This window comes from Curtobacterium sp. MCPF17_031 (assembly GCF_003234035.1).
Classification (GTDB): Bacteria; Actinomycetota; Actinomycetes; order Actinomycetales; family Microbacteriaceae; genus Curtobacterium.
Genome location: NZ_QKSG01000005.1, coordinates 20632 through 42555 on the forward strand (window position 1 = coordinate 20632; position 21924 = coordinate 42555).

21 protein-coding genes and 1 pseudogene are annotated in these 21924 nt (G+C 68.6%); 9 read left to right on the forward strand and 13 right to left on the reverse strand.

Translation table 11 applies throughout. The features are described 5' to 3' along the window. Positions 1-11 precede the first annotated feature (11 nt). Genes DEJ31_RS08925 through DEJ31_RS08940 form a run of 4 tightly spaced genes read left to right on the forward strand, consistent with a single transcriptional unit; the run spans position 12 to position 7315 of the window. Positions 12-2402: a hypothetical protein gene (locus DEJ31_RS08925; RefSeq protein ID WP_111121690.1), complete on the forward strand. Its 2391-nt coding sequence runs from the start codon at positions 12-14 to the stop codon at positions 2400-2402. Then, complete coding sequence (locus DEJ31_RS08930; RefSeq protein WP_111121691.1) at positions 2392-5151, forward strand: hypothetical protein; 2760 nt, start codon at positions 2392-2394, stop codon at positions 5149-5151. The genes DEJ31_RS08925 and DEJ31_RS08930 overlap by 11 nt, the downstream gene beginning before the upstream one ends. Next, entirely contained in the window at positions 5151-6149 is a 999-nt protein-coding gene (locus tag DEJ31_RS08935; protein WP_111121692.1) for a hypothetical protein, read from the forward strand. Before DEJ31_RS08930 ends, DEJ31_RS08935 begins: the two co-directional genes overlap by 1 nt. 50 nt (positions 6150-6199) lie before the next feature. After that, positions 6200-7315: a zinc ribbon domain-containing protein gene (locus DEJ31_RS08940; protein ID WP_146243128.1), complete on the forward strand. Its 1116-nt coding sequence runs from the start codon at positions 6200-6202 to the stop codon at positions 7313-7315. Between the two features lie 88 nt (positions 7316-7403). Here DEJ31_RS08940 and DEJ31_RS08945 read toward each other — a convergent pair whose 3' ends face one another. Next, positions 7404-8696: an excalibur calcium-binding domain-containing protein gene (locus DEJ31_RS08945; RefSeq protein ID WP_258366235.1), complete on the reverse strand. Its 1293-nt coding sequence runs from the start codon at positions 8694-8696 to the stop codon at positions 7404-7406. Positions 8697-8785: 89 nt separating this feature from the next. Here DEJ31_RS08945 and DEJ31_RS08950 point away from each other — a divergent pair, with 89 nt between their 5' ends. From DEJ31_RS08950 to DEJ31_RS17775, 3 genes and pseudogenes are all read left to right on the forward strand, one after another. After that, positions 8786-9406: a hypothetical protein gene (locus tag DEJ31_RS08950; protein WP_111121695.1), complete on the forward strand. Its 621-nt coding sequence runs from the start codon at positions 8786-8788 to the stop codon at positions 9404-9406. Positions 9407-9622: 216 nt separating this feature from the next. Continuing rightward, positions 9623-12142 carry a DUF262 domain-containing protein gene (locus DEJ31_RS08955; RefSeq protein ID WP_181433489.1) on the forward strand — a complete coding sequence of 840 codons (2520 nt, stop codon included), beginning with the start codon at positions 9623-9625 and terminating at the stop codon, positions 12140-12142. Between the two features lie 1343 nt (positions 12143-13485). Next, positions 13486-13620 (forward strand): annotated as a pseudogene (locus DEJ31_RS17775) (type I restriction enzyme endonuclease domain-containing protein); the annotation flags it as partial. A 197-nt stretch (positions 13621-13817) separates the two neighbouring features. Here the strand turns inward: DEJ31_RS17775 and DEJ31_RS17175 are convergent. From DEJ31_RS17175 to DEJ31_RS08995, 7 genes are all read right to left on the reverse strand, one after another. Beyond that, complete coding sequence (locus tag DEJ31_RS17175; RefSeq protein ID WP_181433491.1) at positions 13818-13955, reverse strand: hypothetical protein; 138 nt, start codon at positions 13953-13955, stop codon at positions 13818-13820. A 24-nt stretch (positions 13956-13979) separates the two neighbouring features. Next, positions 13980-14735 (reverse strand): hypothetical protein, encoded by a 756-nt coding sequence (locus tag DEJ31_RS08970; protein WP_111121699.1) that lies wholly within the window; start codon positions 14733-14735, stop codon positions 13980-13982. Further along, positions 14719-15405: an ABC transporter ATP-binding protein gene (locus DEJ31_RS08975; RefSeq protein WP_111121700.1), complete on the reverse strand. Its 687-nt coding sequence runs from the start codon at positions 15403-15405 to the stop codon at positions 14719-14721. The genes DEJ31_RS08970 and DEJ31_RS08975 overlap by 17 nt, the downstream gene beginning before the upstream one ends. After that, complete coding sequence (locus tag DEJ31_RS08980) at positions 15398-16096, reverse strand: site-2 protease family protein (RefSeq protein WP_111121701.1); 699 nt, start codon at positions 16094-16096, stop codon at positions 15398-15400. The genes DEJ31_RS08975 and DEJ31_RS08980 overlap by 8 nt, the downstream gene beginning before the upstream one ends. Positions 16097-16148: 52 nt before the next feature. Then, a complete protein-coding gene (locus DEJ31_RS08985) occupies positions 16149-17102 on the reverse strand; it encodes a YydG family radical SAM peptide epimerase (protein ID WP_111121702.1) in 954 nt (317 codons plus the stop codon). 59 nt (positions 17103-17161) lie between these two features. Continuing rightward, positions 17162-17302 carry a YydF family exported signaling peptide gene (locus DEJ31_RS08990; protein ID WP_110905174.1) on the reverse strand — a complete coding sequence of 47 codons (141 nt, stop codon included), beginning with the start codon at positions 17300-17302 and terminating at the stop codon, positions 17162-17164. A gap of 223 nt (positions 17303-17525) precedes the next feature. Then, the gene (locus DEJ31_RS08995; protein ID WP_111121703.1) at positions 17526-18170 is read right to left on the reverse strand and encodes an NUDIX domain-containing protein; all 645 of its coding nucleotides are present in this window, start codon (positions 18168-18170) and stop codon (positions 17526-17528) included. Between the two features lie 94 nt (positions 18171-18264). Here DEJ31_RS08995 and DEJ31_RS09000 point away from each other — a divergent pair, with 94 nt between their 5' ends. Continuing rightward, positions 18265-19281, forward strand: a complete 1017-nt coding sequence (locus DEJ31_RS09000) for an ADP-ribosylglycohydrolase family protein (RefSeq protein ID WP_111121704.1) — start codon at positions 18265-18267, stop codon at positions 19279-19281. Between the two features lie 64 nt (positions 19282-19345). On the opposite strand, the gene DEJ31_RS09005 is transcribed toward DEJ31_RS09000, so the two are convergent. The 3 genes from DEJ31_RS09005 to DEJ31_RS09015 are packed head-to-tail and all read right to left on the reverse strand — an operon-like array spanning position 19346 to position 20855. Continuing rightward, complete coding sequence (locus DEJ31_RS09005) at positions 19346-19825, reverse strand: DUF4395 domain-containing protein (RefSeq protein WP_111121705.1); 480 nt, start codon at positions 19823-19825, stop codon at positions 19346-19348. Further along, the gene (locus DEJ31_RS09010; RefSeq protein ID WP_111121706.1) at positions 19822-20286 is read right to left on the reverse strand and encodes a thioredoxin family protein; all 465 of its coding nucleotides are present in this window, start codon (positions 20284-20286) and stop codon (positions 19822-19824) included. The genes DEJ31_RS09005 and DEJ31_RS09010 overlap by 4 nt, the downstream gene beginning before the upstream one ends. A gap of 53 nt (positions 20287-20339) precedes the next feature. Then, a complete protein-coding gene (locus tag DEJ31_RS09015) occupies positions 20340-20855 on the reverse strand; it encodes a hypothetical protein (RefSeq protein ID WP_111121707.1) in 516 nt (171 codons plus the stop codon). Between the two features lie 74 nt (positions 20856-20929). On the opposite strand from DEJ31_RS09015, the gene DEJ31_RS09020 reads away from it, so the two are divergent. After that, positions 20930-21148 (forward strand): DUF1653 domain-containing protein, encoded by a 219-nt coding sequence (locus tag DEJ31_RS09020; protein WP_181433492.1) that lies wholly within the window; start codon positions 20930-20932, stop codon positions 21146-21148. A gap of 27 nt (positions 21149-21175) precedes the next feature. Here DEJ31_RS09020 and DEJ31_RS09025 read toward each other — a convergent pair whose 3' ends face one another. Next, positions 21176-21544 (reverse strand): hypothetical protein, encoded by a 369-nt coding sequence (locus DEJ31_RS09025; protein WP_111121709.1) that lies wholly within the window; start codon positions 21542-21544, stop codon positions 21176-21178. A 28-nt stretch (positions 21545-21572) separates the two neighbouring features. Continuing rightward, the gene (locus DEJ31_RS17590; RefSeq protein WP_258366237.1) at positions 21573-21875 is read right to left on the reverse strand and encodes a hypothetical protein; all 303 of its coding nucleotides are present in this window, start codon (positions 21873-21875) and stop codon (positions 21573-21575) included. Positions 21876-21924 lie beyond the last annotated feature (49 nt).

A 21924-nucleotide genomic window follows, 5' to 3' on the forward strand; every position in this document is an offset into this window, starting at 1 on the left:
GAGCACATCGCATGACCGGCAACCACAGTCAACTGCGGAGCGAACTGCTCCGCGACTGGCTCGAGATCTTCGCGCCGCTGGGACATCCGCTCCCGTCGCGCGCGCAGATGCAGACCATCGCAGACGCCGGCACCATCGACGTGGTCTCGGACGGCAAGTCGGATGCCACGTCGGACCGGCTCGTGGAGTCGTGGCGCCCGACGATCCAGTACCTGCTCGACCAGGTCGCAGCCGGGGTCGAGGACATCGACATCCCGCTCGAGTACCAGGAGCCGGTCGCGCTCCCGCAACGCTCGGACGACGGCGGCGCTGCAGACGCGGAGGGGTCTCCGGCCGAGCGACGGTTCGAGGCGCTCACCGCTTGGCGCGACGCGCAGCTCGCCGCCGGACGCCAGGGGGTGGGCGGGCTGAAGTCGAGCACCCTCCGGACCATCGCTCGTTCCACTCTGCGCAACACCGACGAGGTCCGGTCGCGGCTGACCGCATCGGTCGCCGAGTTCGCACCGGAACTCGCTGAGGTCCTCGCCGCGCTGGAGACGCCTGTCGTGCCGGTCGCGCCACCGGAACCGACGCCGGCGCGGCCGACGGTGCGGCTCGACCGGACTGGTCCGGCGTCGGCCCCCGGCCTTCCGACCCCGACCACGACGCCGACCGCGACTCCGCCTGACGGAGCGGCTCAGGAGCTCGGTCTCGGCCGCGGCTTCGCGCAGTTCGGCTACAGCGTCGCCGACCGCGACCCGGTGGCGATCACCCCGACGGTCTCGCCGGACGGAACGCTCCGGTACTCCTGGGCACCCGCGCCCCAGAGCGCCCCGGCAGTCCTCTACCGGGTCGTCGTCAGCGACGAGTACATGCCCTACAACCCCGACCTCGCTGACTTCGTCGCAGCCACGACCGGGTTGACCGCGATCGACCCCGTGCCGCCGACCAGCGCCGTGCGCTCGGTCCAGGTGTGGGTCCACACGGGGCCGGACCCGGAGGCCGCCCGGGACGGACAGCCGGTCCTCCATGCCCAGGGGTCGGTCGTCATGGGCCCGACCGACCTCGTGCTCCGCGAGGACGAGGGGCGCGTCGTCGGCCAGTGGCAGACGCTCCCGGGCGTCCGTCGCGTGCAGGTGTACCGGATCCCGATCGAACGGGCGGCGACCGGACGAGGCAACCCGCAGTACCGCATCGGTGCAGGGCAGGACCACCTGACCGGTTTCGTCGACGACGAAGCGGAGCGTGGCCGTCGGTACCTCTACGAGGTACTGGCGGAGGCGGACGTCGACGGTGCGACCCAGTTGTCTGCGCCGCAGTCCGAGCCGAAGCTGATCTCCCAGGTCCACGAGGCGGTCCGTGACCTCGAGGTCACGGTCACCGGCGTGGACGACGAGCGGCGGTTCCACCTGCGATGGACCCCGCCGCGCGGCGGTCGGGTCGTCGTGTACCGGACGGAGAACCCTCCCGCGCCCGGCGCCGATCTGCGACCGATCGACGAGGCGGCTCTCGAGTTGACGGCCCTCCCCGCTGACGCAGCCCTCGGCGACCCCGTCGTGACGCACGAGGACGGACGTGTGTCGATGCTCGCCGTCCCGTGGCCCCGAGGATGGACCCGTGCCTACTTCACCCCGGTGACCGTGCTCGACGGGAAGGCCTTCGTCGGGACCTCCGTGTCGCAGGCCGGACCGGGATCGATCAGCGACGGCCGCATCGTCGAACGGGTCTCGCGTCAGATCCTGACCTTCGCGTGGCCCGACGGCGCCGCGACGGTCCAGGTGTACGCATCGCCGATCGGGGCTGCCGCTGCCGACGCGATCGCCGCGAGCACACCGATCGAGGTGTCCCACGAGCAGTACAAGCGCTCCGGCGGACTCCGCTTCCCCGCGGCCCTCCCTGCGAACGGGCGCGACCTGCACCTGGTCCCCATCGCGTTCCAGGCTGGCGAACGCGTTCCGGGGCCCGTCTTCACGATCACCTACCCAGGGCTCGTCCGGCTGCAGTACTCGGTCAGGACCCTGCGGAACTTCATGCAGCAGGTGTCCGGCGTCTCCTTCAGTGTCTGGTCGCCGGGGAGCCCGGTGGAGCGTCCGCTGGCGTTCGTCCTGGTGCACAACGCCGATCGCATGCCGCTCAGCATCCGCGACGGAGTCGCCCTGTCGCTCGTCCGCGACGACCTCGACGGGGCCACCCCGAGCCGGCGCGCGCAGACGGCTTCCACGGGCGAGCCTGGCGCTGCCCCCTCGTTCCAGAGCACCGGAGAGTCGTGGAAGTCCGAGGTGTCGAAGCCGACCGGGTACGTCCGGCTGTTCGTGGACCTGCCGCCGGAGGAACTCCGGGGCATCGCGCTCCTCGATCCGTCACCGGCGTCGCTCCGCCTGACGTCGCTCTCCGAGAAGCTCGGGATCCGTGGTGGACGCTGAGTCACGAGGGGCCGAGGGCCGCTGGGCACAGCTCACCTACGCCTCGTTCGACGACGGGACCACCTCTGGCGGATGGCAGGTGAAGGAGACGAGTGGTGTCCTCTCCGACGACGAGCTCGAGTCGCTCCGCTCCAGGGTGGTGACCGGGTTCAACGCGGACGAGCCGATCCCGCCGTTCCCGACGCCGACGCAGGTCGACGGACTCGCTCGACGGTTCACCTACGCACCCCTCGGCACCGAGTCGCCGTCGTGGGCCTACTGGCACGCGGTCCAGGCCGGGTCGGACGGAAGTGGGCGGCCGGGCAACGTCTTCTCGCACGTCGTCCTCGACCGGTCGCCGAGCGAGCCCGCGCTACAGCTCCGACCGGTGCTTGCATGGCGTTCGTCGTGGCTCGCGCCGTTCGGGCCGAAGCAGGTCCTGGGCACGAGCATCACGGGCAACCCGGTACTCGGTACCGGTGCGATCGGCGTGGAGGAGGTGGTGTCCTTCCTCACGGACCCCGCTGAGTGGCGCTCCGGGACCTTGGCTGTCCTCCTCGATGCGGTCCGCGCGACCTTTGCCGGGGGGCCACCCGTGGTGCTCGTCAGCGACACCCAGGAGAGCGTGGCGATCTGGGTCGCCGCCGTCAGCCTCCTGATGTCCGCGGAGACGAGCCGTCGGTTCTCCTTCTCGCTCTACGAGCGCGCCGTCGACCTCGACGCGGTCATCGGGCACGGGTTGCACCTCGTCGCCGTCCCACGGGCCGACCACGGTGCGGTGCGGGACCGAACGGACATCGTCGTCATCGACGACTCGGCGGTCCCGTCCCTCGGGGATCCGGGTGGGAGCCCACACGAGCTCCCGGACGGCTCGACGGTCCCCGCTTCTGCATGGTCAGTGATGGCGCAGGTCGCACTCGCCGATGCTCCACTGGCAGCTGCCACACTGCGAGCGATCGACGAGGTCACCGCGAGGGTCGGCGACTCCGACCTCGCGCCCGAATGGCCGCTCGCGATGGTGACGGCTCTGCGCGGGGGCGAGCTCCTCGACGCCGAGGACGAGGCCGCGCAGGTGCTGGCCGACCACTCGCCGATCAGGTTGCGCGACGATCCGGAGCTGTGGGCGGCGACGGCCGACGTGCTCGCAGACCGGTTCGGTACCGACCCGGCCGCCGCGCTGGCCGTCGCGGGCACCGGTGAGCCCGGTGAGCGTCTGCTCCCGCGAGTGGCGGCTCGCGTCTACGCCGAACGCGCACTGGCGGATCGCTCCTGGCTCGCGCGCCCGGGGTCCGTCCCGGTGCCTGTTGGTGCCCTCGGGATCGGAGGCACCGACCTCCGTCTCCTGGCGGACGCAGCGCTTGGAGGATGGGCCGAACGGACATCATCCTCATCCAGCGACGAGAGCGCCCCGATGCTGCGTGACGCCGTGGAGTTCCTGCATCTGCTCGACCTCATCGAAGCGCTCGGCCTCGGGATAGCGGGGCGCTCAGAGAGTGGGCTCGCTCCGTCGGAGTTGCTCATGGAGACCATCGTCGCGCCGCTGCTCGTGAGCGCCGACGGTCCGACGCTCGTCGAGCAGACCGGTCCTGTTCGGTCAGACGTCCGCTCGCTCGCTCGGGCAGTGACGGCATCCATGCCGCAGGTCCAGCAGCGACCGATCGGCCGAGCTGTGCTCCCGGTCGTTCTCGACTGGCTGTACCGAGACGACGACCGCATCATGCCCGACCGTTCCGGCCACCTCGACCCGCTCGACCGCGAACGTGTGATCGCCGTGTGCCGGAGTGGACGCGGCGATGTGGTCGCAGGGCTCCGACACCTGGTCTTCGTCGAGATCATCCGCGCCGAACGGCAGCAGCCGGCGGCGCTCCTCGACCGCACCAGGATCGAGATCTACCAAGCGCTGCAAACGGGGCGGCCATGGACGGTCGAACAGGTGGCCGCCGTACGGGGACTCGGCGTGCAGGTCCCGGACCAGGTTCTCGCACGAGCACTCGGTGCCGCTCCGGACGGTCCGGCGTTTGACGACGTCCTGCGTCATCCGATCTCCGAGGCCTTCCGGGAGTCCGACCCGATCGCGGCGGTGAGACGTGCCACGCGGGGACTCCAACTCGGTGGCGCGCCTGGTGATGCTGCGGTCCACGCGGGCGCGCTCATCGAGCTCCTCTCGAGCGCCGGCACCAACACCGATCTGCTCGAGCCGATCCCCGAGGTCTCCGACCCGGTGATCGCCGCAGTCGCGCTGACCGCGGCGGTGACGAGGCTGCCCGTGTCGCCGCTGGTCATCATGGTCGCCGAACGTCTTGCCGTGGCGGCCGGAGAAGACGGTGTCCGACGTGTGCTCGACACCATCGTCGCCGACGTCCCGTTGGCCGAGACGGACGTCGATCGCGTGGTCGAGACGTTCGTCCGGTCCGCAGCCCAGGACGCTGCTCTCAGCTTCCCGAGGCACGAGCAGTTGGCCGCGCTCGGCCGCATGACCGTCCGAGCGGAGCGGACGGACGGGCGTGTCCGCGTCACCGCACTGGTGGCGGCAGCCGTCCTCGACGGCGCCGAACCGTCCGTCCTGCCCGGGGTCGTGGACCGTGCGGCGCAGATGATCGTCGACCGGAAGCGTCGCAGCGACGCTTCCGAACGGGAGATCCGGAGCCTCCACCAGGACGCCGAGCAGCTCGCTCGCCGTCTGCTCGCCACCTGGCACCCGGGCGCTGAGCCGCCCATCAGGACACGACCCGGCCTCCTCGGTCGGATGAGTCGGAACGAGGTCAACTGATGCCCACCTACATGCTCGAAGGTGACCGGTCGGTCACGGTCTCCTCCGGACCGATCCGAGCGATCGCGACGTCCACCGCCGGAGCGGCCGGCGTCGAGCTCGTCGCCGCCGTGGAACCGGTGCACACCCTGGCGCCGCGCCCGGGACTCCTCATCGTGCCGGCGTTGTCAGCGCCCGCGGTGCTCCGTGTCGTCCCCATCGGCGCGGTCGAGTTCGCGGTCGGCACCTCGATCGGGCTGACGATCGAGCGTGAGTCCGGCGGCGGGGAGCCCGAGCGGGTCCTGGTCGGACCGGTCGACGTCGCCGGTCTGCGCCACCGCGATCTCGTGTTCGTCGAACCCGCAGGTGGACGCATCACCGTCGGATCAGTCGCGGCGGTGCACGAAGAACAGTTGAGCGACGTCGCGGCCGCCACGCGAGCGGCCGCACGGACCGTCGGGAACGCGACCACCTCGAACGGGACGGAACGACAGCTCGCCATCGCGCTGGATGCATCAGCGTCGATGGCGCCGCACTACCGGAACGGCTCGATCGGCGCTGTGGTCGAGATGATCGCCGGGCTGGACGCACTCGTACCGAAGGGATCCACCCTGCCGATCGCGCTCGTGGACGAGGCGGTCGACTGGCAGCCGGACGGCGACCCGTTGCGCTCCGTCGCGACCCTCACGAGGCTGCCCGGCTCCCGAGTGTTCGGCTCGACCGCCGCGTTCGAACGGGTCGTCCCGCCGCCGGCGTCCGACGGTCGGTCCCGGCTCGTCGTCCGGGTGACCGATGAACCGTCCGCTGCCGCTGCACCCGGCGTCCACACCGTCTTGCTGATCGCGTCGTCCGCCGTCGCGGTCGTCGGCGTCGACCCCGCCACCACCACCGTGATCGAGCCCGACCGTGACGGAGCGTCGATCCCGGAACGACTCGCTGCCACACCCGCGGAGTTCCGCACCACTGTCGAATCGCTGCTCCGTGGCCTCGCCGCCGCGGCCGAGGAGGTCCCCGAATGACCGCATGTCCGAGCTGTTTCCAGCACCTCCCGAATGACGTGCGGATGTGGATGTGCCAGAACCCCTCCTGTGAGAAGGCGCATGACGCCGTCGCGTCGGCGTTCCTCGGCGGGCCCGTGTCGGCAGGCTTCGTGAACATCGAGCAGAAGCCGGAGAACGCACCGCGCCGATGGACGCCGCGCGATTCGTCGTTCTGCGGTCGCTGCGGCAGTTCCCAGTCGGAGGTCTGCCCGATCTGTCACTACGGCATCCCGAGCGGCTGGCGTGACGCCGAGGTGACCACGATCGCGATGAACGGTGCCCGCGCGACGGGCAAGTCGTTCTACATCGCGGTCGCCGTCCAGCAGCTCGGCCAGTTGCTCGAGCACGTGAACTCCACGGTCGAGTACGGCAACGAGCGCACTCGGGACGTGTACACGAACGTCTACGAGCGCCCGCTCTACGAGGAGCTCGGCATCATCGCCCCGACGCCTCGGGCGGACACCGCGAATTCGTACCAGCGGGATCCGATGGTGTTCCGCCTCGGCATCGTCAACGGCGTGCTCCGGTACCTGGTGATCCGTGACGTCGCCGGTGAGGAGATGGAGAACGCCGCGGCGGATGCGCAGAACCTGTCGTTCCTGCGGCACGCCGACGCCGTCTTCTTCATGTTCGACCCGCTACAGATCGGCGAGATCCGGGAACGCCTGCGTGACCTCGTGCCGCCGCAGCTCACCACGGGCGGTGACCCGAAGGTGGTCCTCGGGAACCTGCTGCGCATCATGGGGAGCTCGTCGACACGGCTCGGGGTCGTCGTGTCCAAGTTCGACGCACTCCAGGCGCTCCGGGACGTCGACGACGTCGACTGGAAGGCCATCATGTCGAACCCGGGTTCGGCGATGCAGCGTGACCCGAGTCTCGAGTCGGGCACGTTCGACAGGGAGGACAGCGAACTCCTCAGTCTCGAGGTCCGCAGCTTGCTGTTCACGCTCGGCGCGTCCGCGTTCGTCTACACGCTCGACCAGGCCAACGCCGGGCGTGGCGTCGACCACCGCTTCTTCGCGGTCTCCGTCCTCGGTGATTCACCGGACGGTGAGACCCTCAGCCGGTTCGGGATCTCGCCGTACCGCACCGTGGACCCGCTGAAGTGGGTCCTGCACTCGCGTGGGGTCTTGTTGGGCACCTGAGGGGGTACCAACAGTCGGACTGGAGGCGCGGTGCCAGCTGGCACCGCGCCTCCAGGCCGTCAGGACATGACTGCAGCGCTCTGGGCTGCTACTCGCACGCGACGCCGTCTCCGTCGCGGTCGAGCTTCCGCGAGTAGCCCGGGTCCCCGGTGCGGATGGGCGCCGCGCCCGCCGCGCGCACTGCGCTGCAGTTCGGGTAGTACGTCGAGCCACCAGCAGGTGCCGGCGCCTGCGCTGCTCCGTCGGCGGCGGCCTGTCGTGCGGCGGCGTCTGCTGCCGCCTGCTGAGCCGCGGCATCGGCGGCAGCCTGGGCAGCAGCGGTGTCGGCAGCCGCCTTGGCTGCGGCATCTGCAGCGGCCTTCGCGGTGGCGTCGGACTGGGCCTTCGCTTCCCTCTGGGCATCGGACGGGGGAGCGGTCGACGTCGCGGTGACGGCGTGCACGTCCTTGGACGACTCGTCCGGCAGGTCCTGGGCTGGGCACTTCGCGAGGACACGCGCGATCGCCTGGTACTCCGCCGGCGCGACCGACAAGCGGTACTTCGCCTTCACAGCGACTTGGTGGGCGACGTACGCGCACCGGAAGGACTTGTTCGCGGGCAACCAGGTCGCAGCGTCGCCGTCGCTCTTCTGCTGGTTCGACGGACCGTCGACGGCGAAGAGGTTGAGGGGGTCGTTGGCGAACGCCTCGCGCTCGCTCGCGGTCCAGGTGGAGGCGCCGGTGCGCCATGCGTCGGCGAGCGCAACGATGTGGTCGATCTGCACCTCCCCGGAGGTCGTGTACCCACGGACGAACTGCATCGACACAGCCGTATACGGGGAGACCAGGACCCCTGTCTCGACTTCGCAGGCTCCGTCACGGGTGATCGCAGTGAGATCCCGCGCGAGGACGTCGTCCCGAGTGTCGCACCCGTTGCCGTCGACGTCCGCCCACGCCGTCCCGAACGCTGCGCGGTCGTAGCCGGTCCGAGCGGACCGGCCCTTCACGGGCAGCGCGTCGAGGGCCGCGAGGGCGGTGCCCGGAGCAGGGGTCGGTATGGGGCTCGTGGTCGGAGTCGCTGACGACGACGACGACGACGACGCCGCCGCCGTCGTCACGAGCGCGGTCGGGGCTGCGGGGTCCGAGAGCGAACCGATGACGCCGAGGACGACGACGACGAGGCCCGCGGCACCGCCGACGAACCACGGCCAACGTCGGCGGCGACGGCGTCGGCCCGCGGTCGGGATCGGGGTCCACGAGTGGTCGCCACCGAAGCCCGCGGGGTAGGACTGCTGTTCCTGTGCCGGTTGCTGATCGTGGTCATCCGTTCCGAACCCAAATCCGAACGTCTGGTCTCCGGGCTCGGAGGCGGGGCGCTCGCGCCGATCACGGGCTCTGCTCACAGACGTGCTCCAAGAGGTTGAGGGGTTCTCCATTATGGTGCTGGAGGGGACTGACTTGGATGCCCCGTCCGGGGTGGGAGGGAACGTCGATGCAGGTGGCCGCGGACGGGGTCGACGTCGAGTTCGACGGACGGGTCCTCGTGTTGCTTGCCCGGTCGAGGTTCTCGTCGTGGTTGGTCGGTGGTCGCGAGCGTCGCATCGACGTCGCGGACATCGGGCACTTCGCGGTGAAGCGTCGGCGGAACGGAGCCGTCCGTCAGCTGTCGCTCGCCCTCGCGACGGGCCGCATCGACCTGACCGCCGCGGATGCCGACGCCGACATCGACCCGCTCGTCAGCGCACTGCTGGCAGCAGGGCTCAAAGAGATCCGGCGCATCCCCTTCACCTCCTCGAGCCCTGCGCTGCCAAGGCCCGTCACTCCATCGGTCACCCAGCCGGCGCCCCTGCTGCCGTCGAGAACCGGCGTGCACGAACGCCTCCACGGCGACCTCGTCGCACTCGTCAGCCGACGGACGGCAGAGCGTGAGCAACGCCTGTCTGCGCTCAGACGGAAGCGACTCCGGTTGTCCTCCTCGACCGACCCACGCCGCAGGTTCCGGGACGACCTCCTGGTGCTCATCCAGCGTCGGGAAGCCGAAGCGGAACAAGCGGTCGCGCCTCGACGCGTTCGGTTGTCGTTGGCCAGCCGGGGAGGACGAGACCGAGGTTGACGGTCACAGTCCTGGTCTCGGTGGCGGAGCCGAGACCCGCGGTGTGAGCAGTGCTCCTCGGAACCGGGACTGTGGCTCGCAGCAGTTGGACAGTACGGGCGAACTCTGCGGCTTTCCGCGTATGAGGCGCGCGGTCGCGAACTCCTCGGACTGCCACCCTGTGAGTGTCGCTCGCCTTCCCTATACTTCGAGCCGAACGGAAGGCTGCCCATGGACGTGCGCGAAACCACCTTGCAAGAACTCCTCGGAGGGCCGAAGCAGTACCTCGTTCCGCTGTACCAACGGCCGTACGCGTGGGAGGTCAAGCAGCGTAATCGCCTGTGGGCGGACATCCTCGAGCTCGCGGAGTCGCGCCGAACGAACTCGAGTGCCACGCACTTCATGGGTTCGCTCGTGCTGTCGACCGGCGCGATCGTGCCGAGCGGGGTGGAGTTCCTCGTGGTCGACGGACAGCAGCGACTGACGACGCTCTCGATCCTGCTCTGTGCCCTCAGGGACTACCTCCGTCAGCACCAGACCGAGCAACCGATGCTCGCCGAGAGCATCCACGAGCAGTACATCGCTGACCGCTTCAAGCCCGGCGACGCACGGTTGAAGCTCCTGCCGACCCAGGCGGACCGTGACTCGTTCCGCGCTGTCGTCGACGGGGCGGCGGGCGCGGACTCGACATCCGGCGTGGGTAGCGCGTACTCGTTCTTCCGCCGTGCGCTCGAACTCGCCGACGACCCCGAGGATCCGCGTGACATCGAGCGCATCCGCGAAGCAGTGCTCGCGGGGCTGACGTTCGTCTCGATCACCGCGCGCGACGAAGACAACGTCTACCGGATCTTCGAGTCGCTCAACAACACCGGGCTGCGGCTGACGCAGGGCGACCTCGTCCGCAACTACCTGTTCATGCGGCTCGGTTCGCGCGGCGAATCGGTGTACTCGTCATGGTGGTTGCCGATGCAGCGCCGACTCAGTGTCAACGACCTGGAGCTGATCTTCTGGCTCGATGCTGTGGCTGACGAGCCGCTCCTGAAGCAGGGCGACATCTACAGCTACCAGCAGGCTCGGCTGGCGAAGATGAACGACGAGCAGATCCTCGCGGAGATCGAGCGGTTCAGTCGCCTCTCCGAGCAGCTCGAGGTCATCCGCGACCCGTCTCTCGAAGCGGACCTCGCTGTGCGGAAGCACCTCCAACACCTCGCCGACTGGGCCTCGACGACCACCGTGCCGCTCACGCTCAGGCTGCTCGCCCGCCGCGCCGCGGGCATCAGCAGCACGGCGGAGGTCGCCGGCGCGCTCGCCACCATCGAGTCCTACATCGTCCGACGGACGATCGGCGGACGCCCCGGACAGGGCCTGAACCGGACGATCCTGCAGGCGTGCGGAGCACTGGACGAGCGGCCGGTGGATCAGGTCCTGGTCAACTACTTCTCGACCGGCCGCAAGTACTACTCGACCGACGATCAGATCCGAGATGCTGTCCGCACGCAGCCGTTCTACCTGCGCGGTCTCCGGACGCAGCAGAAGCTGATCCTCAAGTGGGTGCAGGAGGAACTCAACGCGAAGGAGCCCGTCGACGTCGAGAAGTCGACGATCGAGCACATCCTGCCGCAGACGCTCACCCCGGACTGGCGGGCGGCCCTCGAAGTTGACCTCGCCGACGACGAGTCGGTCGAGCTCGTGCACGAGCAGCTCGTGCACTCGCTCGGCAACCTCACGCTCACCGGGTACAACTCGGAGCTGAGCAACCGGTCGTTCCCGTCGAAGCGAGAGGACTACCGGAAGAGCAGCTTCAGCGGCTTGAACCAGCTGGTGCTCGATGCACCGACCTGGGGACGAGCGCAGATTCTCGCTCGTGGCGAGTGGCTCGCGGAACAGATCCTCCGACAGTGGTCGGGACCCGATGAGCGGCTGCAGTCGTCGGATACCGGGCGAGACTGGTCGCTCGTGCACGAGGCGATCATGGCGATCCCGGCCGGACACTGGTCCTCCTACGGCGACGTCGCGGCGCTCGTGGGCACCCACCCGGTCCCGCTCGGAGTTCATCTGGCAAGTACCGAGGTCCTCGGCGCCCACCGTGTCCTGCAGGGCGGCGGCATCATCTCGCCAGGGTTCCGCTGGCCCGATCCTGCCGACGAGCGCGAGCCACGGGTAGTCCTCGAAGAGGAGGGACTGACCTTCTCGCCGAACGGTGCTGATGAAGGAGCACGATTGTCCACCACAGCGCTCGCAGAACGCATCGGGCTGGTCACGGACGGTTTCGACGGAATCGACGCGGCATCGGACGGCACCTTCATCGGACAGCTCTCCAGTGCGAATCCGCCCGCTTCAGTGCGCGCCGTCTCCGAGCTGTTCGACGCCTGGCGCGGACTCGGCGGAACCGTCGAGTTCGGCACGAACCGGGAGAGCAGTGCGTTCATGACGGCGCCCCGGCACTCCGAGAGCGGACCGCACCACTGGCCGTTCACGATCTACCCCATCTCGGGGACCGTCGAGGTCGTGTTCCAGCACCTCCGGGTCCGCCCCCCGTTCGACGATCTCGCGCTCCGACAGCAGTTCCGTGAGCGGCTCAACGCTGTGGCCGGGATCAACCTCGCCGAGAGTCGGATCGACAAGCGGCCGTCGTTCCCGATCGACGTACTGACCAGTGAGTCGTCTCGCGAGGGCGTCGTTACCGCGCTGCAGTGGTTCGTCGACCAGGTCGCTCCCGGCTTCATGCACACTGAAGGAGACACCGATGAGCGATGAGCTCCCCGAGGGAACGCACGACGACGAGCAGCGGAACGAGGAAGCACCGTCCACAGCCCTGGTGGAGTTCGAGGACGGACTGGCCATCTTCTTCGGTGACGAGATCCCGGATGGCCTCGAGGTCGTGCCGTTCTCGTTCATCGACGAGGGCACGCTGCGCGCAGTCTCGACCGCCGTCGGGACCGCCGTCGGCCTCGGGAGCGTCGGAGCGCAGGGCGCCAACGCGGCGCTGCAAGCGCAAGGACTTGTCCGTCTCGCTCCGCAGACGATCAAGGCGGTCAAGACGGCCACACCGATGGTGAAGGACGGCTGGAACCTCGGAACGCTTGTTGGTGGTGGTGGCGGTGGTGCTCAGGCGTTCTCTGCTTCAGTTCGATGGCTCCCCGCAACCGCGGCGACGACTGCTTCCGTCGTGGCTGCGATGGGGCCTGCGATCACGTTGATGGTCATCCAGTACCAGTTGAATCAGATCGCTGCGGTCGCTCAGCACAATCTGGACCTGACCTCCAAAGTGCTGCAGGTCGTTCGGCAGAGCCAGTGGTCCGGTGTGGCAGGACACTACGAGACACTCATCCGCGAACTCCGGCACGCCCGCCGGATCGGCGAAGTGACCGATGCCGTCTTCGGTGAGGTGCGTGGGTACCAGGGTGAACTCACTTCGCAGTGGGACGCGAACAGGCACGCCGTCCAACGCCATGCCATCGAGCTCGAGAAGAAGGTCGGCCACAAGGAACGACAGCAGTACCTGACCGACAACGGGCAGGCAATCATCGCCGACGTACAGGCGCTCCTGCTGTCACAGACTTCTTGGTTCGTTTACCAGTCGCTCCGCGCGGGACACCTGCTTCGGAGCGCGAGGACCAACCCAGCCGACGGCAGGCTACTCGATGGTTTGATCACCGAGGCGCGTGATCTCCACGAGCGGTCGCTCGCGGAGACGGACGAACTCCTCGACCAACTCGCCCGCGAGTTCGCGGTCGTGGCTGAACTCCCCGGCAAGCGGACGTTCAAGATCGGCGGGACCGCTCGAGCAGCAAAGGAGTCGCACGTCCTCGTGCGGCAGCTGCAGGAGGCTCTCAGGCGCATTCGCGGGCAGGAGTCGTCACCTGAAATCACGCCCCTTGCGCTTCCCCACGTGCTCGTCTTCGAGGATGACGTTCCTGACGAACTCGTTCGCATCCTTCCGTTCCGCCTCCAGAAGGGCGAGAAGGTGCTTGCCCTGGCAGACGTGTCGTTCGATCGCATCACGCTGCCCCGACTCAGCGACGGATGGGTCGCCGTCACGGATCGGCGGCTGCTCCTGACCAAGCAAGACTCGCTGAGGCGGGTCGGCGCGGTCGACTCAGCTCCGGTCATCGATCAAGCGGCTGCTCGTGAAGTACAAGTACCCGCCGGACAAGCAGCCCGACGCTATCAAGCTCGTCATGGACCAGATGGAGTCGATGGCCCCGCGCTACGCGGACGAGCGCGAACGCTAGAGCAGTTGGGGTCGGTGCAGGTTTGGTTGCCTCGTTGACGTGTCCCATGGTTTGGTTACCCGCGGTCTTCTGAGGATCGCGCTTCCCCGGCCCCTTAGCCCGGTTCCCTGCGCGGCCACGAGCCGCCCCACCATCGCCCTCCGGAACGTGTCCGGCTGCAGCTCCACCCCGAGCACCACGTCGTGCAACCGCCGCAGCTACGTGATGGTGAACGGCTCCGGAAGCAGCCCGTGCGGGTCTGGCCGCTCCCGATGGTTCTCCCGCAGCTGTGCCACCGCGTACTCGTGGATGCCGTCGTGCGCCTGCACCATCGCCGCCGCTGACGCGACGGGCACCACCTCGAGGCGACGACGTCGATTTTACATCGGCAGGAAGTCGAACCTACGAACCTTGGCGAGGACAGCCCATGCAGCGGCGGACACGATCGCGGCGATCAGGTTCAAGACGACCGACAGACCCGAGATCGGCGGCAGGAAGCCAGCGCTCGGATCAGTGAGGGTCAGCGGCAGGATGTTCGCGTAGAGGTTGACCGTGAACAGCTGCCCCCCGACGCCGATGAAGAACTCCTGCGTGGTGGGTGCCCCGAGCCGCCAGAGCAGGACAGCCTGCACGCCGATGATAACGAGCAGACCGACGGCGAAGAACGAAGTCAGAACCCCTCGACCACGAAGCACTTTCGACAGCGTCGCGAGGAACGTCACCGAGAGCAGGAACGCCGCGATCGAAACGACCTTCGCCAGCGTCACATACCAGATCACAGCTGCCGCGTCTGCTCCTGCGGGTTCGAGGAGGCTCTGCAGCTGCAGACCGACCGTCAGGAGGTGCTGGACGGTGAGCAACACGGCGAGGACGCCCAGTTTGAGGCCGACGAGCTGCCAGCGACTTCTCGTGCTGATCTGGAACAGCTGGTCACGCCCGAGAACGAGGAATGCGAACACCACGACGGCTGAGTAGACAGTCGTCGCGCTCCAGCACAACAAGGTGCACAGCGCTCGGATGACGTCCAGGGTGACGATGTCGGGTGCGAGCACGGCGGCAACGCCGGTCACCGTCGTGGCGAGGTACGCGGCGACGAACACCGGCAGGTGCTTGCGGAACTCAACGCGCCAGAGCATCAGTGGAGATCACTTCCTTGATTCGTGCTTCCAGACCGCCCCGTGCAGCGATCGCATGGACGTCCTCGTGCAGGACGAGCGCACCGTCGTGCACGACGATCGCTTCGTCGAAGAGGTCTTCCAGTCCTGCCACGAGGTGCGTCGATATGAGCGCAGTGGAACCTGGCAAGCGGTGCTCTCCGATCAGTTGCACCAAGCGGTCCCGTGTCCAGGGGTCGACAGCGGCGAGCGGTTCGTCGAACACGTACAGCTGGCAGCGTCGACTCAGGACGAGGCCGAGGTGGATCTGCTCCGACATCCCCTTGGATGCCTGGCTGACCCTGAGGTCATCGGGAAGACCGAGCTCGGCGAAGATCCTCCGAGCGACGGCGGCATCGAAGTCCGACCACAGCTGGCGTGCGAGTGCGACGCACTGATCCAGTCGGAGGTTTCCGTAGAGGAATGGTGCGTCGGGGAGGTAGGCGATGGAGCCGCCGTGGAGCGAAATCACTCCGCGGTACCTGTTGATCACTCCACACATCGACCGTATGAGTGTGCTCTTACCGGCCCCGTTCTGGCCGAACAGCCCGATCACGTGGCCCCGGTCCTCGATCGTCAGTGAGAGGTCGTCGACGGCGGTTCGACGGCCGAACCGCACGGTCAAGCCTTGGATCGTCAGGAGGTCAGGCAATGAGGTTCCTTGTCAGTGTGAGGGTGGTGCGGATGACCACGAAGACGATGAAGACGACGCCCGCGACCTTGATGCCGATCAGCCACGGGGGGTTCGCCAGGAGAGTGCGTGCAGCGTCGACGCCGGCTAGGGCGAGGAGCACCCGGTAACCGTCGGAATTCAAGATCGGTACGACATTCCAGACCACCGCTATGAAGACCAGGTGTGCCGCGACTTCGATGCCTGAGGACCGGACGGCCCAGGTGTTCCCGACCAGCAGGAGGGCGTTGGTGGCGAGGTTCGCCAGGATGCCGGCAGCATGGACGACGACCTGTTCCTGTCTGCTCAGGAGCAGGCTCTGGTTCATCCGGACGTAGAACGCCGGGAAGACCCGGTAGTTGAGTTTGAACCCGACACGATCTACCGAGCGGCCGAATCCACGGAGCACCAGGATGTGTGCTCCTTCGTGGATGAGGACGGAGAACACCAGGTAGACGGCCGCTGCGATCGCTGCTGACGAGTCCGCCGGCGTCGTGCCCGTCGGCAGGAGCATCGCATTGACTGCGAGGAGTGCCGGGAGCGTTCCGACGGTGCTCCACGCAGCCCAGGTCGGAACGGACGACCGCCGGATTCGCGCGGCGGTCCGTATCGACTCGGGCAACGAGTCGACCGGGGCGCGGTAGTAGGTACGCTCCAGGCGATCGAAGACCACCGCGTGTCCACCAGAGATGCGGAGTTCGCATCGATCATCGGCGTAGACCTGATCAGGCCGCATCGAGAGCTGCCCAGTACGCGTCCACCTGTGGCCTGATGAGGGCGATCGATTCCTCGTCCCTGAATACGATCGAGCACAGTTCGCAGGCCGAGACCACTTCGGTGACCGTGGCGGCGGGTGCGTCCGGTGCGACCCGCCGTATCGCGTCGATGAACCACTGGAACCCCTCCCGCTGCATGATCCCGAGCAGGGCATTGCGCTCGAACGTGTCGACCAATTGCTGGAACGACTGCGCACCTGCCCGGCCGAGCGTCATCCTCGTGTCGAAGATCGGTGGCGAACAGCACGGGTACACGTTGCCGTCGTTGTGGAAGATCACCTGATTCCCCGGGCAGTGCAGCATGCCCCGGGTGATCGGGCGGCGGTGGAAGTCGGACTCCGGAAGCGATCGTGCCTCGCCGGCGGGAACAACGGGGAACTGGGTGATCTGGATGCCGTGAACGCTGTCACCGAGTTCTGCCAGCAGTGCGCGAGAGTCCTGCGACCGACTCACGCACATGTTGAGTACGACCTTGATACGTCTGTCGTGCGAGGCATCGAGGATGTTCCTGATCCGCTCCGGTTTGACGTAGGGCGAGTGGAAGTCGTCGTAGCTCAGCGTGAGCTCCCGCAGTCCGGCATCCTCGAACTCGGCCAGGACTCGGTCTGCGGCTCGGCGTGTGGCCCCCCAGAAGCCGTTGGTCACGCACGAGGCCACTCGTCCGCTGGCGGTGATCCGGGCGATGATCGACATCGTCCGAGCCCGCCGGATGAGGGGCTCACCGCCGGTGAGGCCGATCTCGCGCACATTGGGTTCGCGGAGGAGCTCGTCGACGATGTTGTCAACCAGGTCGTCGTCGAGGTTGGCCGTCGCGTTCGGAGAACTGCTGACGCAGCAGTGTGCGCATCGTGCGTTGCACTTCGAATCGAAGTTGATGCCGACGCTCCAGCGTGGCTCAGCCATGGTTTGTCCTCGTGTTGCTGTCGGGAAACGGTGGGGCCCCGCCCCGATCCCCGGACTGGTCAGCCCTTACCGCTACCGACGATCACGGCGCCGCCGCTTCCGACGACGAAGTACCACAGGTCGTCCACGACGTCGAGTTCTGCGACCCTGTCGTCCAGCGTGAAGCTCTGGAGCATGTTGGCGCTCTCGTTGTTCTGCATGTTCCCTCCTTTCGAGTTCGTTGAGACGGGCACGGGGCGGGGCGTGCAACACCATACTCAAATCCAGAACATCAGACCAGCACTTCCGTGATTCGGGCGCGACGATCTCGCCGCGACGCTGCCACGACGCTGCTGCGGTGTCGTCGATCGGCTCGCTCAGTGCCTCTGTGGCCACGGGTGCGCGAGCAGGGGTACCGCGACGAGCGACACGCTGCTGTTGCTCTCAGCCCCGCCGGTACAACCCCGCCGGCTTCCCAGGCCCCTCCGCCCGCTTCCCGTCGGCCACAACGAGCCGCCCCACCATCGCCCGACGAAACGTGTCCGGCTGCAACCCCACCCCGAGCACCACTTCGTGCAACCGCCGCAGTTCGGTCATCGTGAACGGCTCAGCCAGCAGCCCGTGCGGGTCTGGCCGCTCCCGATGGTCCTCCCGCAGCTGCGCCACCGCGTACTCGAGGATGTCGTCGTGCGCGTGCACCATCGTCCCCGCTGCCGCGACGGGCACCAGGCGCGCCCGCCCGGAGTCGATCGTCAGAGCAGCGGCTGGCACGACGTCGAGGTGTGCCACCGACAGCACCCAACCCCGGGAGTCCCGCGCCGGGTCGTCGAACACGTGCAGCTGCCGCGGCGCGAGCCCCTCGACGCCGGCCTTCTCGCGCAGGGACCGCAGCACCGAGTCGGCGAGGCGTTCGCCCTCGTGCACGAACGTCCCCGGCAGTCGCCAGTCGCCGTCGACGGCATCGTGGACCTGCAGCACCGACAGCTCGCCGTCGACGACGGTCATGACCGCGGTGTCGACCGCCACGGAGGGGTGCGGGTAGTCCGCCAGGCGCTTGCCGCTCGGGTCGCGGTACTCGGTGTCAGCCACGGGCAGGAGTTTACGCGCACTTGCGCTAATCACCAGACCGGTGCAGGATCGGGTTAGCGCGGAACTGCGCTAACCTGCATCCGGAGGTCTCGACATGACCGAGCACACCACGATCCTCGATCGCGCCGTCGGCGCCGTCCTCGGCTCTGCCGCCGGCGACGCCCTCGGCGCCGGCTACGAGTTCGGCCCGCCCGTCCCGGAACCGACGCCGATCGTGATGCAGGGTGGCGGATCGTTCGGGTGGCGACCAGGGGAGTGGACGGACGACACGAGCATGGCCGTGCCGATCCTCCAGGCCGTCGCCCGAGGTGACGACCCGGCGGCGGAAGCCACCCTCGACGGCTTGGTCGGCGCCTGGGCGAAGTGGGCGCTGGACGCGCCCGACGTCGGCATCCAGACCCGAGAGGTCCTGTCCGGACTGGGCCCACGCGAGCCGGTTCCGACGCGTCGCGGAGCTTGCGGAGCGACGTGGCGGCCGAGCTCGTGGGGAGAGGCGCACACCGCCGCCGCCAGTCGGCTCGCTGCCCGGCGGGTGCACGAGTCGACCGGCCGCTCGGCCGGCAACGGGTCGCTGATGCGGACCGTGCCCCTCGTCCTCGCGTACCTGCGCGGCGACGACGGTGAGGAGGAGCGGCTCGCCTCGGCGGCCCGTGCCGTCAGCGATCTGACGCACCACGAAGCGGACGCGGGGGACGCGTGCGTGCTGTGGTGCGTCGCGATCCGGCACGCGGTGCTGCACGGCGAGCTCGACGTCCTGCGGGGGCTGGACCTGCTCGGGCCGGCGGCTCGACGGACGTGGACGGAGCGACTCGTCGCTGCGGAGCACGCGGAGCCGGTGGCCTTCACCGCGACGAACGGGTGGGTGGTGTCGGCGCTGCAGGCGGCCTACGCGGCGGTGCGGTCGTCGACCTCGCTCGAGGACGCCCTCGTCCGAGCAGTCCGGTCGGGCAACGACACGGACACGGTCGCGGCGATCGCGGGCGGCCTGGCCGGGGCGCTGTACGGGGCGGCGGCGCTGCCGGAGGAGTGGCGGGCGGTAGTGCACGGGTGGCCGGAGCTGCGGGCGGACGACCTCGTGGCGATGTCGGAGCAGGCGGTCGGCGGGCGCTGACCGGTGGCACTGGAGCCGGCGTCGGAAGCTGCCGTGGGGGGAGTTTCCGACGCCGGACCCGGTGCTACGCGATGCTGCTGCGGCCGCGGAAGACGCCGACGCGCACGAGCCAGACGTACATCAGGCACCCGATGCAGACGTCGAACGCCGCGTTGAGGAACGCGGCGACCAGGGCGACAGCAGCGCCGACCGGTGCGGCGTAGGGGACGCCGAGGAGCGCCAGGACGAGGGCGACACCGGTCACGACGAGTCCGACGCGCTGGGCGAAAGTCGGGGGCTCGGGTGCCTCCAGTTCGGCGGGCGGGCCGAGCTGCGGGCGCACCAGGCGGCGGAACAGCGCGCCGTACGGGTGGCGGGCGATGCCGGCCACGGCTCCCCAGGCGAAGAGCGCGGCGATGACGGCGAGCAGCACGATGCCGATCGTCCGCGTGCTGTCGTTGAGGGTGAGGACGATGTCGAGCGCGAGCAGGACCGTCGTGATCGCGGCGCCGAAGCGGGGCGAACGGGGGTCGATCCCTGGGGAGAGTGCAGGGCTGGTGGTCATGGGTGCTCCTCGGTGAGGACGGCGTCGAGCGCGGCGATGAGTTCGGGCTGGCGGGGCGGTCCACCGAAGCGGGCTCGGACGGTCTGCGTTCCGTCCACGAGGAGCACGGTCGGGGTCTGCATCACGTCGAAGCGCCGGGCGAGCTCCGGGCGTTCGGCGAGGTCGATCTCGAGGCGGCGGACTCGGGCCGGTTCCTGTGCCGTCGTCGACTTCGACGCGGCGACCGCGTCGAGTTGCCGCGCCGTGGCGGGGCAGCGTGCGCAGGTGGGTGTCGAGAACTGGAGGAGCGTGGCGGCGGTGCCGAACGCCTCCCGGTCGGCGAGGTCGGCAACTGTCGTCGCATCGCTGCCTCGGGACGTGACCACGCGCGCTCGGCCGGTGCGGCTGCGGAGCAGCAGGCCGAGGACCGTCGCGACGGCGAGGACGCCGGCGACGATCGCGAGTGAGAGGGCGACGGTCATGTCTGGACCCTACGTGGCGTGGCCCGCTGGACCAAGGGTGTTGAGCGGTGTGACTAGTCGGGAACGCCCAGCCGCTCGCACTCCGCCCACTGCTCGGGGCGGCGCTCGTCCAGCCACGCGGTGAACTCGCGGTAGCCGCGGTAGTTCGTGAAGACCATGAACTGCTTCTTCCGCTGCTCGTTCAAGGCAGTGAGGCTGATGAACGTCACACTGCCGTTCGACTGCTTGCCGAGACGGAGCGTGTGGATGTCCTCGACTTCGCGGCGGCGGAACTTCCCGAAGCCGGACTTCACGTCGTAGTGCCGGTCGTAGACGTTGATGCGGCCGGCGGCGAGAGCCAGGCCAAGCAGCAAGGACCCCGCTCCGAGGACGATGAAGATGCCGAACGCGGGGCTGTCGTCCGAGCCCGCGATGAGCTGGAAGACGAGCCCCGGAACACCGATCACCAGGCCGATCACGCCGAGGGCCAGGAAGATCACCCCGGGGAACAGCGGCCGGCGCACGACGATCTGCGGCGCCACCTCCGCCTTGGTCGCGCTTCCGCCCCACTGGTTGATGCTGTCGCTCATCGTTCCCCCTCCGACGGACACCGTACCGGGAACGGCGACGCCCGGTCGGCTGTCGTCTCCGTACCATCGGGAGGATGAGCGATGACGTGACCCCAGGGCGGTACCGGCACTTCAAGGGCGGGGAGTACCACGTGGTGCTCCTGGCGCAGGACGTCGAGACCGAGGAGCCGGTCGTCGTGTACCAGGCGCTGTACGGCGAGCACGGGCACTGGGTACGAGGTCTGGCGGACTTCACCGCGCATGTGTCGCGTGACGGGTACGACGGTCCGAGGTTCGTGCGCCTGGAGTCGTAGTCGTGACGGCGCTGCCGCGACCTTGGCTCAGAGCGCGGCGCGGGCCTCCTCGATCGCCGCGATGAGCCGCGGGACGCCCCACACCACGAAGCGCCCGTGCACACCGCTTCGGAGTTCGACCCGGAGCTGCCGCGACAGGCCTCGTGACACGTCGCTGAGCGAAGCGATCTCGCCCAAGAGGAAGCCGAACTGCGGGCGGACGCGGTTCATCGCGTGGCCCTCGAAGAACAGCGCGGTCGAGGTGAGGGCGAGCCTGCCGCCGATGCCCTCCGTGCCCTTCCGCCCGGGCACGAGCAGGCCCAGCTCTGCCGCGACGGACTGGTCCTTCGCACCGTGGTCGATGAGCAGGTTGGCGTTCTTGCGCAGCAGTTCGGTGCTGGAGTCCCCGGGTTCCATGCGGCAACCGTAGGGGACGGGCCTGCTGCTACCGAGCCTCACCGCTGGACGTGCGCCAGCTGCGTCGCTTCTTCCTGCTCGCTCGCTGGAACTCGGCCACGGCGAACGACAGTGCGATGGCAACCAGCCACAGCGGCGCTCCGGTCCGATCGATCGTAGCGCTCACGGATTCCGCTTCTGCCCCCGGCACAGCCATGACGAGACCGGGCACCTGGACTTGCTGGCCAGCGACGGCAGCGGCCCCGGTGGCGATCAGCGCGATCGTCGCGAGGGCGACCGCGGATCCGATCAGCGCACTGACGGCAAGCCATGCTGCCTTGACGATCCTCACGAACATCCTCCCTCGATGCGACTGCAACCCAACGTCTCACATATCAGCA